12 protein-coding genes are annotated in these 12,559 nt (G+C 41.8%); 4 read left to right on the top strand and 8 right to left on the bottom strand.

Annotated features, from left to right (window positions below; all coding sequences use genetic code 11):
- Window positions 1–237: 237 nt before the first annotated feature.
- Window positions 238–981, top strand: a complete 744-nt coding sequence (arsH, locus tag N480_RS04480) for an arsenical resistance protein ArsH (protein ID WP_063371343.1) — start codon at window positions 238–240, stop codon at window positions 979–981.
- A gap of 47 nt (window positions 982–1,028) precedes the next feature.
- Entirely contained in the window at window positions 1,029–1,643 is a 615-nt protein-coding gene (gene sigZ / locus N480_RS04475; RefSeq protein ID WP_063371342.1) for an RNA polymerase sigma factor SigZ, read from the top strand.
- 180 nt (window positions 1,644–1,823) lie between these two features.
- Here the strand turns inward: sigZ and N480_RS04470 are convergent, their stop codons facing one another.
- Window positions 1,824–2,117 (bottom strand): ArsR/SmtB family transcription factor, encoded by a 294-nt coding sequence (locus N480_RS04470; RefSeq protein ID WP_063371341.1) that lies wholly within the window; start codon window positions 2,115–2,117, stop codon window positions 1,824–1,826.
- 104 nt (window positions 2,118–2,221) lie between these two features.
- Here N480_RS04470 and N480_RS04465 point away from each other — a divergent pair, with 104 nt between their 5' ends.
- On the top strand, window positions 2,222–3,136 hold the full coding sequence (locus N480_RS04465; protein WP_063371340.1) for a permease: 915 nt from the start codon (window positions 2,222–2,224) through the stop codon (window positions 3,134–3,136).
- 96 nt (window positions 3,137–3,232) lie between these two features.
- Here the strand turns inward: N480_RS04465 and N480_RS25575 are convergent, their stop codons facing one another.
- Window positions 3,233–3,409 (bottom strand): hypothetical protein, encoded by a 177-nt coding sequence (locus tag N480_RS25575; RefSeq protein ID WP_196761449.1) that lies wholly within the window; start codon window positions 3,407–3,409, stop codon window positions 3,233–3,235.
- Window positions 3,410–3,465: 56 nt separating this feature from the next.
- Window positions 3,466–3,663, bottom strand: a complete 198-nt coding sequence (locus N480_RS04460; RefSeq protein WP_063371339.1) for a hypothetical protein — start codon at window positions 3,661–3,663, stop codon at window positions 3,466–3,468.
- 375 nt (window positions 3,664–4,038) lie between these two features.
- Between N480_RS04460 and N480_RS04455 the strand changes: the two genes are divergently transcribed.
- Window positions 4,039–5,232 (top strand): CobW family GTP-binding protein, encoded by a 1,194-nt coding sequence (locus N480_RS04455; RefSeq protein ID WP_196761448.1) that lies wholly within the window; start codon window positions 4,039–4,041, stop codon window positions 5,230–5,232.
- Between the two features lie 161 nt (window positions 5,233–5,393).
- On the opposite strand, the gene N480_RS04450 is transcribed toward N480_RS04455, so the two are convergent.
- The 5 genes from N480_RS04450 to N480_RS04430 all read right to left on the bottom strand — a co-directional run bounded on the left by N480_RS04450 (window position 5,394) and on the right by N480_RS04430 (window position 12,511).
- Window positions 5,394–6,677: a sensor histidine kinase gene (locus tag N480_RS04450; protein WP_063371337.1), complete on the bottom strand. Its 1,284-nt coding sequence runs from the start codon at window positions 6,675–6,677 to the stop codon at window positions 5,394–5,396.
- On the bottom strand, window positions 6,674–7,996 hold the full coding sequence (locus N480_RS04445; protein WP_063371336.1) for a sigma-54-dependent transcriptional regulator: 1,323 nt from the start codon (window positions 7,994–7,996) through the stop codon (window positions 6,674–6,676). Before N480_RS04445 ends, N480_RS04450 begins: the two co-directional genes overlap by 4 nt.
- 80 nt (window positions 7,997–8,076) lie before the next feature.
- Complete coding sequence (locus N480_RS04440) at window positions 8,077–10,509, bottom strand: ABC transporter permease (protein WP_063371335.1); 2,433 nt, start codon at window positions 10,507–10,509, stop codon at window positions 8,077–8,079.
- Window positions 10,506–11,240 carry an ABC transporter ATP-binding protein gene (locus N480_RS04435; RefSeq protein WP_063371334.1) on the bottom strand — a complete coding sequence of 245 codons (735 nt, stop codon included), beginning with the start codon at window positions 11,238–11,240 and terminating at the stop codon, window positions 10,506–10,508. Before N480_RS04435 ends, N480_RS04440 begins: the two co-directional genes overlap by 4 nt.
- Before the next feature lie 14 nt (window positions 11,241–11,254).
- Window positions 11,255–12,511 carry an efflux RND transporter periplasmic adaptor subunit gene (locus tag N480_RS04430; RefSeq protein WP_063371333.1) on the bottom strand — a complete coding sequence of 419 codons (1,257 nt, stop codon included), beginning with the start codon at window positions 12,509–12,511 and terminating at the stop codon, window positions 11,255–11,257.
- Between the last annotated feature and the right edge of the window lie 48 nt (window positions 12,512–12,559).

Here is a 12,559-nt window from a genome sequence, read left to right as displayed (position 1 = left end):
TTCCTATACTTTGCTGGCCAATACGTACTTATGTGTCGATAAGATCACCACCTATCAAAACCACAAGAAATTCGCTTAATGTTGCCCGTGTATGTTTCATACTATGCCAATATCAAAACAAGGCGTCCACCTTAAATAAGCCACTGTTATATAATAAATTTTAAAAATGTGAATCTTTATTTCGTCCTTTTTTAATTCGGCGCGTCTTATTGAGTGTGATTAATTTAGGAGACGTATATGAAATACCTGAACAATGTCGAATTTAGCCTACTTCCACCCACAACGCCGTTAAGCACTCACAAACCCCGTGTATTAATCTTATATGGGTCACTCAGGGAGCAATCTTACAGTAAGAAGGCAGCGCTGGAGGCGCAGCGTATACTTACTCATATGGGCGCCGAAGTGAAACTCTTTGATCCGACTGATCTGCCACTCTTTGATAATGGCGACAGCGTCGAACATGAAAAAGTACAAGAACTCAGAGAACTGGTAAACTGGTCAGAAGCGCAAGTATGGAGCTCGCCCGAGTTGCACGGCAATATGTCTGCAGTAATGAAAAATCAAATTGATTGGATCCCATTATCATTGGGCGCAGTTCGTCCTACACAAGGTAAAGTACTGGCAGTAATGCAAGTCAGTGGCGGTTCTCAAAGTTTTAATGCTGTGAACAACATGCGAATTTTAGGTCGTTGGATGCGTATGCTTACTATCCCAAACCAGTCTTCAATAGCCAAGGCAATGAATGAATTCAACCATGATGGCACGATGAAAGCCAGTAACTTTAGAAACCGGGTTGTAGACGTGATGGAAGAGCTAATGCGATTCACATACCTTACCAGAGACAATAAGCAGTTTATGGTTGACCGATACAGTGAACGTCAGGCAGCGCAACAAGCGCTGATCAACAATAGCAAAGGCTTGGCGGATATATTAGAGTCGCCACAAAAAACCAAACCTGTTACCAAAGCAGGATGCTGCTAAACTTTTCAGGCAGCATATTTCTGTGCTGCCGTTTTTGAGATGACGATATGACCATTGAACAAATTTGGGCCCAATACCGACAAAGTTTAAAAGCATTTTTGCACACAAGAGTCGCAAACCCAGAAGACGTGGAAGATTTGCTACAAGACGTATTACTTAAAACCCATTTAGCTATTGAAAACTTACACAAACCAACCAGTATAAAAGCTTGGCTATTTCAAATTGCCCACAACACCGTGGTTGATTACTATCGAAAAAATGGCATGAATAATAATGCCCAACAAGAAGTGTCTTGGTACACCGAAGAAGAGCGTAACGTCAAAAAAGAGCTCGCACAGTGTATAAAGCCTTTTATCCAAGAATTACCCGAGCAAAGTGCCTTTCTTCTTGAGGTCATTGAGTTAGAGGGTAAAACACAAAAACAGCTGGCAAATGAAATGGATGTTAGTTACTCCACACTAAAGTCTCAAGTGCAAAAAGCCCGAAAAGAGCTGCATGATGTATTCAATACCTGCTGCCAGTACGATATCGATAAACAAGGCAACCTGATTGAATACCGTAAAAAGCATACTGAAGATATGCGCTCATCAAACCGTGTCGACAAAGAGACTTCGGATCTTCAAGAACGTAAAGCCAATTGTGCTGACTGTGGTCGACGCTAATTTAGTAACTGAAAAGCTTGCATACTAGACAGTGAAGTTTTGAGGCTTAATGCTGCTAACCCCAAATAAACACGTCACTTTTTTCGGGTAAATAGACAAAATCAACGAAAGCGGCACTGCCCTAACAAATGTAGACACAGCTAATAACCTTGCAATCATTATACTTAATAGAAGGCTTGGTTACTTGGTCTCGTCAATACAACACTCATCTTGTAAAAAAGCGATGACGGAAAGTAACTTATCGTATTCAACTGAACAATATAGTACTCGACCTTCTCTTTGCTGCTTTATAAGGCCCGCAGATACGAGACTGGAAATATGATGCGATAACGTAGAGTTTGGAATATCTAACTCATCTTTTAAGGTACCTACACTCACGCCTCTTTCGCCAGCTTTAACCAATCTTTTAAAAACCAATAATCGAGTTGCATGGCCTAACTCTTTAAATGCCTTAGCAATTTCTTCAGTTGTCATAATCAATGTTCTCCAAAAACATTTCGATATTACTAGAAATATATTGACACGTCCAGTAACACGCCCTAACATTTCGACATTACTAGAAATATAGGATTAAAAATATGTCTATAAATCACGAAATGGTAGTCAGTACTATCAACATGTTTGCTTTTTTAGCTGTAGAACTCACCCTACTTTTTTTGCTTATTAGCTATATAGTTGGCGTTTTGCAAGCGTACATACCGCCAGCAAAAATACAGAGCATCTTGAGCAGCAAAAGGGGTAAAGGATATATTGTTGCCGGCTTTCTTGGCGCAATCACACCATTTTGTTCATGCTCTACGATCCCATTTTTAAAAGGGCTTCTTCGCGCCAAAGCAGGGTTCGGAACCATGATGGTTTTCTTGTTCGCCAGCCCCTTACTTAACCCGATTATTATTGGTTTGTTTGCGATTACGTTTGGTGTAAACGTCACCTTGTTTTACTTCACGATAGCAATGGGAGTTTCAATTATTGCAGGAATAGCACTTGAAAAACTTGGGTTTGAAAAATATGTCAAACCGGAAGCTTATGTTGAGCCTGATAAAAAAGGATGTGGATCGACTTGTGGTAACAATGCTCAACCCGAAAATAGATGGTTAAAAATTTGGAGAAGCACTTGGGAAGATTTTAAAAAGGTATTACCGTATTTATTCACAGGCATCGCCCTAGGTTCACTTATTTATGGCTTTATGCCAACTGAATTTGTCGCGAGTGTAGCCAGTGAGAGTAACCCTTTTGCTATTCCTTTTGCGGCTGTGATCGGCATTCCATTATATATAAGAGCTGAAGCAGTCATCCCGTTAAGCGCTGCACTTGCGGCAAAAGGAATGGGGCTTGGCGCGGTAATGGCATTGATTATTGGAAGTGCCGGTGCAAGTTTAACGGAAGTGATACTACTTAAGTCAATTTTCAAAAATAAAATGATCTGGGCATTTCTATTTGTGATTTTGTCTATGGCGATTAGCGCTGGGTTTTTATATCAGTATCTCTTTTAATTTCGATAAACGCGCTCTTTAAAGAGCGCGTTTATTTATTTTGTATCAAGCATTAGTCGTGTCACACAATATGTGTCTAGCTAAACAGGTTTAAACCTAATGAACTTTATTTTCGCTCTTTTTTCTGCCAAATAGCTTTAACCAAAATGCGCCTTCAAACACAAAGCCAAGAATAATAAAGCCAAAAAGGCCTGCGCTATTTCCATAGCTATACGCGCTAATAGCGCAAATCAATAACACCAAAGCAATTAATATTCGATATACAACACTCATTGATCATTTCTCCCTTTCTTGTATAAACATCAGTTTATATCAGGTATACAGACTTATCATACATATGCATGTAATTGCGCTGCAAACTCTTTTGGTAACGCAAACACACGAAACTGCCCGTCAAATTGACACTTAAACTTTGGTCTGTTCATTTTTACAATACATAACGACGTACGCTGCCTATCGGTCGGTAAATCATCATGAGGGGGCCAGTGGCAGTCTTCTATTGGGTGGCAAATATGAAACATGCTCATGTGTTTCTCCTTTAAGCGCAATTGTGCTCCGAGATCAAACTTTTCGGTTAATTAAAGCTTAAATACCGATTCGTAATACTATTAAGGTTTGTTCACAGTTTATAAATTTCAAGTATTGCAAGTACGGTGGGTGATTTTAGATTCGCGTTCAAAACACTTTTACCTGGCAATATTCAAGTAAGACAAGCCTCAGAAACCCCAAATGCCAATCAAAAATCAAATGTAACCAAATAAAATTGCTATCTAAACTACAGACGCTCCAGCTTATGTTATAACATACCACCTTTAAACCCACTCCAATCAAACACCAACCCGTATCTTTTGAACGTTCAGTTTTCCTAAGAAACCGGTTTTTGGTGTAAAAAGGTAAAGTTGATGTCAATTCCAGTTACTATTTTGCATGGCTTTTTAGGCTCAGGAAAAACCACACTGCTGCGTAGTCTTCTATCTCAGTCAGCTAAAAGTGGCGTCATACCAGGTGTCATTGTCAATGATATGAGTGAGCTTGATGTAGATGGCGTCCTCATCAAAAATACAGAGGTCTTCGACGATGAAAGTAATCACTTTTTTACCATCAGTGGTCACAGTATCAGCAGTGCAAAGGGCCTAAAAGAGCTCAAACCCGCTCTAAAAGCTTTGAAAAAACAAGCGCAACCACCGTGGATCCTCATTGAAACTTCAGGTAGCAGCCACCCACTCCCATTAATTGAGTTTTTTAAAGGTAGCAAAGACTTTGCCTTAAAAGGGGTTGTGACATTGGTCGATGCCACTTGGCTCAAGGACGACTACCAGTTCGCTCAATCCCTTGTGCCAAAATGGCAAGAAAACTTAAGTAATCAGGTAAGAGGGATTGAAAATTTACTGGTAGAACAAATCCTGTTTTCAAACCAGATATTTTTGACCAAAACAGATAAGATCACCGACAAAGCTGTAGAGCAGATTGCACAAGCTATTCATCCGATTAATCCATACGCAGCCATCTCAGGCACTGCTTGGGGTAATATGGACGTAGCACAATTTCATCAATTTCCTGACTACAACTTCTTTTTAGTTGAACAGCTGATCACTGAACTTCGTAGTACCGTTAACGCACCTCTTACGCTTTCTGGCAAAGAGAATCAAAAAATTGTCTCCAAAGTGATGCGAGACGATAGACCATTTCACCCAACTCGCTTGTGGGAGGTTTGCCACAAGCACCTTACACATGGCGTCTTTCGCAGCAAAGGTTTCTTTTGGTTGCCCACTCGAGATGACATGTCTTTACTTTGGAGTCAGGCAAATGGCAGTGTCGGTTTGGAAGTCATCGGCTTTTGGCGTGCGCCTATATTAAAAGATGAAACGCAAGACCTTGAACAAGCGCACTATGATATCCTCAAAAAGAAAATCGATAAGATTGATAGCCGATTTGGCGATAGGCGATGTCGTCTCACGGTTATAGGTCAAAAAGACGAAGCTTCGAACTTTGTAAAGGCCTTAGAAGCCTGCTTTTTAACCGACGAAGAACTCAACTTTTGGAGAAATGGGGGCACATTCGAAGACCCTTGGCCAACAAACGTAGCGAAAATCTAGCTAGTAGATCATAAACGACTGCGCTGGGCTTGAGCCCATAGCGCAGCTCTAGCATTATCAGCATCAACGAGCCTCACAAGTCCTCGAGGCTGGTTTTCATTGTTATTTTCGGCTTCAAAGGCCTTACATAACACTTAAACATATCGCAAATACGCAAGACTTTACACAGGCAGAGATATGCGCGCAATTGCACCTTGCTTATCTTGCCTATTCTCTAGGGTCAACTCTCCCAATTGACCACGCACAATTTCACGGCTCAATACCAACCCAATACCATTGCCTTGTTCTTTAGTAGAGTAAAACGGCACAAACAAGTTATCCGACTGCCCAACACCGATACCATTATCAATTACATCTAAATGCCAATATTTATCGCTACGGCCAATTGCCAAAGTAATTTCACTTTCTCCGGCTAGTGCATTCGCTTGCTCTGCATTCTTTACCAAATTCAGTAAAGCTTGCTCTAGCTGCTCAACATCACAATAAATGGGCTGCTCACCTTCATATGAACGCCTCACGATCACCTTTGGAAATAAAGCTTGCAGCCTGTCACTCAACCCAATCAAACATATAGACACCTTGTTAGGGGTGGGTAATTGAGACAGCTTCGAATAGCTGGCCACAAATCCAAGTAAATGCTCCGAGCGCTTCTCAATTACATCTAGCATGGTATCTCTTAACCCAGATCCATCTTGTATAGGAAGCGCTTTAAGAGATTGGGCCATGGAATAAATCGGTGTAAGCGAGTTTCTGACCTCATGATTGAGCACACGCACAAGCTTTTGCCATGCCTCTTGCTCGTTGCGTCTTAACGATAGTTCAATTGAGACATACACCATTAAATGGTACTTGCGCCCGCCTCGATACAATTCATGCTCAACGACTTTATAGCGTTGATTTTTATGGCTCACCTGCCACTTACCGCCATTGCGCTCTAATTTAAGTGCATCAATACCAAGCCCTGTAATTTGAAGATCTTCATAAAACTCCTTGGCAGCCGCGTTAAAGTGGTATACCTGATAATGATGATCGAGCACTAATATCGGTAATTCCAACTCATTGATAAAGTCAAAAACAAATGCTTCATTTTGGGCATATTCGTAGCGTTTGTTTTGGATCCGCTGCGCTATTGTTTTTAAGTCACTTTTTAGGTTTGCAATACTGCCCTGTCGATATTGAGCTAGCTGCCAAACAGTAAATTCTTCATTGGCAATGCTATCGAGCTGCACTGCAATTCTGTCAATCGTATTAAAAACACTTTGATAAGCTTTGTATAATGCAAATACACAAGGGAGTAATATTGCCATCATCAAGGTCAACATTTCTAGCCAATCCAAAGTAAAATAAAGAGAAATGCCAATTACCATAATCGCAATGGTCACTATCGGTACCGCAAAAAACTGAGTCAAGTTTGCCTCAAGTGAATTAGATGAAATCCTCATCATATTTCCTTCACTTGAATATTAAACTTCTCAATTCGACGATAAATGGCTGACTTGCTCAACCCCAAAAACTCCCCTGCTTTAACTACGTGCCCATCGAAATGACTTATGGCCTTGATAATGAGTTTTTGTTCAGCTTCTTCTAAACTCATTAACGGCAGCGTACCTGATTCTTCTCCTTGGGTATCAAGAACAATATCATGTGCACCTATTGTATTTTCGTCTGCCATGATCACGGCGCGTTCTAACACATGAGACAGCTCTCTGATATTACCTGGCCAATGGTACGACAATAGCTTTTTACCAGCCTGTTCATTTAAAGTCAGTTCAGCTAACCCATATTTTTTTGCATGAGACTCAACAAAGAATGCAGCAAATTCGAGTAATTCAGAAAGGCGCTCGCGCAAAGGAGGAAGTTCAATCACCAGCGTATTCAATCTAAATAGTAAATCTCGGCGGAAAGTGCCTTGCTCAATCAGCTTATTTAAATCTGCGTTAGTCGCAGATATGATCCGCGCATTACTTTTAAGCGTGGTAGAGCCTCCCACCTCTTCATACTCGCCAGTTTCAAGTACTCGTAGCAACTTAGCTTGTAGCCCTATTGGCAGACACCCTACTTCATCTAAAAAAAGGCTTGCGTCATTTGCCAAGGTAAAACGCCCTTTACGGTGCTCTTTCGCATCCGTAAATGCCCCTTTTCGATGGCCAAATAGCTCACTTTCAAACAAGTTTTCGGGTATAGCAGCCATATTAACGCTGACCATTGCTTGCGCGCTACGCTGACTATGCCGATGAATATATGCAGCTAACATGCTCTTGCCCGTTCCATTTTCACCAGTGATCAACACATTGGCGTTGGTTTTGGCAATACGTCTAGCTTTCTCCAACAACTGCTTGTTATTGGATTCAAAAGCGAGTGGAGACGTTTCAATGTGTTTATTATTCACGTTTACTGGTAGTAGCTTCTGAACTGCCTCTAGCAATCGGCTGTTTTGCCAAGGCTTTTCGACAAAATCACATGCCCCATACTGCATCGCTTGAACAGCTAAATCTATTTTTGCCCAAGCGGTAATCACAACCACAGGAATGGTGTAGTTCAGCGACTTCAATTGAGTCAAAAACGCGAGTCCTTCTTGGCCCGAAGTCGTATCTTGACTGAAGTTCATATCAAGTAATATCAGATCGACTTGATTCTGTCTGATTGCTGTAATCGCTGAATCTGGGTGATCTGCTTCAAGGCAATGATAACCATAGGCTTCCAGTACAATACGTGCACTTAAACGCACATCAATTAAGTCATCCACGATTAAAACTGTTTTCATATTTCCTTACTGACTCTGTAATTTCATCTCGGTTTGTCTTGTGAGGCAGAGATACGTAAGAGTCTCTCTGCCATAGTATTTTATTCCTGACGTAGTGACGCCATTGGTTTAGCTCGTAAGACTTTGCTCATTGGATATAAAGTCGCAAATAAAGCAAATCCCAATATACCAATACACACACCCGATAACCATAATGGATTGAGTAACATATAATCCTGAACTTGCTCTCCAAATAGCCTATAACCTAATACACACAGAGTCACCGCAAAACCAAATGCAACCACTAGCGGAATGATGGTGTCTTGGTATAACTGCTTGTAGAGTTTTTTGTTTTTCGCACCCAGTGCCATACGAATACCTAGCTCATATCGGCGAAGCCCTAAGTTATAGCTCAACACCCCATAGATACCAATTCCTGCTAAAAACAGGGTAAACAACGCCAACATGATGCAAAGATTACGCGTGATGCGTTCCATATAAGTCATCAAGTCGTACTCCTTCTCGAAGTCTGTCAGTCTCCAAAGTCCAGCACGTTCATCCACAGTGTGTGCCGCCTGAAAAACAAGCTCACGATTTAGGATTTTTCCTTCTTCCATTTTGACAATGTACGGAAATGCATATGCTTGCGATGCCCACCAAAAGTGACGACCACGGTGCTTGCCAAATGATTTAGGGTGGTTAAAATTTTCCGTGATCCCCACCACTTCTACTGGGTTTTCGGGGTCAAAACTTAAAAACTTTTCACCTAACAAACTGCCGCCGGGCTTTAGCAAGTCGTTCACTGCTTTTGTGACCAAAAACTCGTGCTTCTCGCCGCGCAGTGCAGCTTCACTGAAAGTACGTCCTTCAATTATCTTTAGGCCCGTCATGTCAAAATAATCTTGTCCAACCCACGCTTGTGGAATAAACACGCTTTCTTTGCCCGACATATCTGTGACCGTACTAGCACGAATATTGTACTCTACGGGACTGCCACCATGGCCTACCTTGGTAACACCGTCAATTTGATACAGTGCTTGTCGATATAGCTCTATGTATTTATATCGCGCGCTCAAATTCTCATCCAATCCAGGCACATAAATTTGCACCGCATATAAATTATCAATGTCGCTACCAAGCGGCCTGTGAAGCGTTTCAAGGCTTTTACTTAACACCATGGTTGAACCAATGACTAGGCAAGACGCCACAAATAACTGCACCGCTATCATAACTTTGACGGTTTTGCCGCTAATCTGGCTAACTGCGCCTTTGCCTGAAGACTGCACTTGAGATCTCAACTGTGAGAAGTTAATTAAACGGCTTGAAACCCATGCAAATAACCAAGCAAACACAACACAACATAACAAGGCACTTACCAGCACCATAGAATCAAGTGACAAACTGGACACCAAAGGTAAGAACCCCGTGCCTAACGCTTTAAAAAGTTTAATACCCCACGCCGCCAAAAAGAGCGCTATGACAACTGACAATACCATAAGCACTGACGTCTCAAGTAAAATACTTTGAAAGATCACCCGACGTTTTGCACCGAGTACTGCCTGCAGTGCAAGTTGTTTGTGCTTTACCACAGCGCGCGAGACAAATAAGTTGCTAACATTAAGCAGTGCAATTAACACCAAGCCAACTACCCCAGCAAACAGTAAAATTGCCAAGTAATTATTATCTCCCAGCTCTGCCTTTCTAAAACTAGTCACAATAGGTACTAAATCTACTATATTGGGAAATGCTTCTTTCCATTGTGCTTTTATTGCCAGCAACGATTGATGCAGTTGCGCTTGAGCAGAACTATTCGTCTCCCCTTCTTTTAAAATGCCCACCAATTTGAGCGTGCCAAAAAGGTTGTACCAAGGACTTGGGTTTTCTTCGTTGTAGTAACGATTATCTGCACTGAATTTAAACCAAATTTGCCCTTTACCCTTATTGAACATAAAAGGATCACTAAAACTTTTTTCTGCGACTCCAACAATGGTGAACTGTGCATCATTAGTTTGAACCGTTTTACCAATCACCGTACTTTCACCGTCGAAATACTTTTGCCAGAAATTGTAAGATATAACCACTTCCTGCCGCTTTTCACCCAAATGACTCACAGCATCAGTATGCCTGCCAAGTAAGATAGGCATTTTAAACAGTTCATAGTATTCATCTGATGCAAAAGTGACTTCAACCTTAGGCTGACCAGGTAAGTTTCTAATGATCTTTTGGCCCGAAATAACCGCCGCTGCCTTTTCAAACACTTGATTATTTTTATACCAGTGCTCTATAGACTGGTAGCTTTGATACCCTGGACTGTTATTATCCTCATAGACATTGTCTTGCTCGACAATCACCAAACGCTGTTCATTTTCTACATTGAGTGGTTTTACAAAATAGCTGCTTACCAAACTCATTACGACAAAGAAACAGGCCAATGTCAGTGACAAAGTTAGGACAATTGCGCTGGAAAACCCTTTTGCCTGACGCAGTGACTGAATAGCTAGCTTTAATTGATTATTGAAACGGATTAGGTTCATAACACCTCCTCCGTGTGGTAGTCATTGGCTTGTTGAGCTAAAGATTGATCCTGCAGTACTTCACCATCTAGCAATTTAATCTGTCGCTTCGCATAGCCTGCATAGCGCGGATCATGCGTTACCATGCAGATGGTCGTGCCTTGCTCATTTAAGCGGTCTAAAATAGCCATGACAGCATCACCATTCTTTGAATCTAAGTTACCGGTTGGTTCATCCACGAGTAAAATACTCGGCTCCCCAGCAAGTGCACGAGCAATGGCTACCCGCTGCTGTTGGCCACCAGATAATTGATTGGGCTTGTGCTGTGAGCGGTGGGCTATTTCTACCTGTGACAGTGCTTTATTGACCCTGTCCGCGATGTCTTGTTGGCTTAACGATTGCTCTCGATAGATCAAAGGCAATGCTACGTTGTCAAATACACTCAGTTCATCAATCAAGTTGAATGACTGGAAAATAAACCCAATATGTAAATTTCTGAGTTCAGCCAAAGTGTCCATATCAAGGCTTTGTGTGTCCACGCCCTCGATTTTGTAACACCCTTCGGTAATGTCATCCAGTAGCCCCATCAAACTTAATAGAGTCGATTTTCCGCAGCCTGACGGGCCGCTGATGGCCACATAATCGCCTTGGTGAATACTTAAATTAATATCACTCAGTGCGTGTGTTTCAACACCACCACTGACATAGACTTTTGATACATTGATTAACTCGATTACAGGTGTGTTAGCCATGATAGATTCCTTTATTACTGATGATTTATTGTTATTTGTGCGAGATGTTTAAAGTCAGACATATCCGAAATTACGACTTGCTCGCCGGCCTTTACACCAGATCGAATTTCGATGGCGTTGCCTGCGAGTTTACCAAACTCTAATTGAGTTTTAACTAGTTGATTTGTGTCTGGATTAAGAACAAACATTGCGCTACTACTTTGCTCAGAGACATAACTCGGCTTTTGAATAGAAAGTGCTGATGTACGTTTTTCTGTGATCACTTTTCCTTCAATCGATAGCGCCGGACGCGCGTTGTCTGGCAGCTCCCCTATCAATTCAAGCTCAACTAAAATCCGCCCTTCTCTTACCACGGGGTCAATACGGTTTACCTTTGCACTCACCTCCCCACTGAAAGTATTAATCGTGCCTAGTTGTCCGATTTCGACTCGACTTGCTTGCTTTTCTGGTACTTGAAGGTCTGCTAACAACGCGCGCTCGCTGCCTACTAAGGCCAGAGGTGCACCAATTTGCACTGATTGCCCTTGTTCGATATTTACTTCCATCAGCATGCCATCAATGCCCGCCCTCACTTCTAACTTGTCGACATCTTCTTTTGCAGCTTGATAGCTCAGCTCTAGTTCATTGATTAATTTTTGCTCTACATTCAGTCGCTGAGCATGCAACGCTCTAGTTTGCTCAAGTTGCTGTTTCGCGAGTTCAACCCGCTCACTGAGCTGTTGAACCGCCAACTCAGATCGCCTATGGTCTAGCGCTGAAACAATACCGCTAGAGATCAGCTTTGCTTCTGCTTCTTCTCTTAATTGCGCATTGACCAACTCACTATTCAACAATGTCAGTTGGCCTTGTTGAGACAACAGCTCACTTTTTTGACTTAAATTCAACGCTTCAAAACTCGCTGTTTGCCTTGCCAATGCTAATCGACTGCGCATCAAAGCCTGCTGAAGACTGGGGTTAGATAAACGCATGATGATTGACTCAGCAGTCACACGGCTACCAGGTAGCAAAAGGACCTCTTCAACCTGTGCCAAACGACTTGAAGTGATAAAACGGCTATGTTTAGAACGTAAATGTCCATAGCCAGAAACAACTAATTCAAGAGGCCCACTCTGTACTTGTGCAAACACCACATTTTGATACTCAACACTTTCCCCTTGATAGTCTGTAAATACTAAGGCCAAACACAAAAGTGCACTCACCACACCTAGTGCACTTCCTTTAACTGGCAGCACACGCTTTTTATTCTTTGCTAGAGAGTCTTTGATATTCATACTCGCCCTTACTGATCAAAATTAAAATGGATAAAAGCGAAATGCATA

Source organism: Pseudoalteromonas luteoviolacea S2607 (assembly GCF_001625575.1).
GTDB classification, from domain to species: Bacteria; Pseudomonadota; Gammaproteobacteria; order Enterobacterales; family Alteromonadaceae; genus Pseudoalteromonas; species Pseudoalteromonas luteoviolacea_E.
The sequence above is the reverse complement of the archived record's forward strand: the minus strand, read 5'-3'. Positions and strand labels throughout refer to the sequence as shown.

Excerpts from the sequence above, each read along its gene's own strand:
- N480_RS04440 (WP_063371335.1), bottom strand. The coding sequence starts at position 10,509 with ATGAACCTAATCCGTTTCAATAATCAATTAAAGCTAGCTATTCAGTCA.
- sigZ (WP_063371342.1), top strand. The coding sequence starts at position 1,029 with ATGACCATTGAACAAATTTGGGCCCAATACCGACAAAGTTTAAAAGCA.
- N480_RS04460 (WP_063371339.1), bottom strand. The coding sequence starts at position 3,663 with ATGAGCATGTTTCATATTTGCCACCCAATAGAAGACTGCCACTGGCCC.
- N480_RS04430 (WP_063371333.1), bottom strand. The coding sequence starts at position 12,511 with ATGAATATCAAAGACTCTCTAGCAAAGAATAAAAAGCGTGTGCTGCCA.
- N480_RS04445 (WP_063371336.1), bottom strand. The coding sequence starts at position 7,996 with ATGAAAACAGTTTTAATCGTGGATGACTTAATTGATGTGCGTTTAAGT.
- N480_RS04450 (WP_063371337.1), bottom strand. The coding sequence starts at position 6,677 with ATGATGAGGATTTCATCTAATTCACTTGAGGCAAACTTGACTCAGTTT.
- N480_RS04455 (WP_196761448.1), top strand. The coding sequence starts at position 4,039 with ATGTCAATTCCAGTTACTATTTTGCATGGCTTTTTAGGCTCAGGAAAA.
- N480_RS04435 (WP_063371334.1), bottom strand. The coding sequence starts at position 11,240 with ATGGCTAACACACCTGTAATCGAGTTAATCAATGTATCAAAAGTCTAT.
- N480_RS25575 (WP_196761449.1), bottom strand. The coding sequence starts at position 3,409 with ATGAGTGTTGTATATCGAATATTAATTGCTTTGGTGTTATTGATTTGC.
- N480_RS04470 (WP_063371341.1), bottom strand. The coding sequence starts at position 2,117 with ATGACAACTGAAGAAATTGCTAAGGCATTTAAAGAGTTAGGCCATGCA.
- arsH (WP_063371343.1), top strand. The coding sequence starts at position 238 with ATGAAATACCTGAACAATGTCGAATTTAGCCTACTTCCACCCACAACG.
- N480_RS04465 (WP_063371340.1), top strand. The coding sequence starts at position 2,222 with ATGTCTATAAATCACGAAATGGTAGTCAGTACTATCAACATGTTTGCT.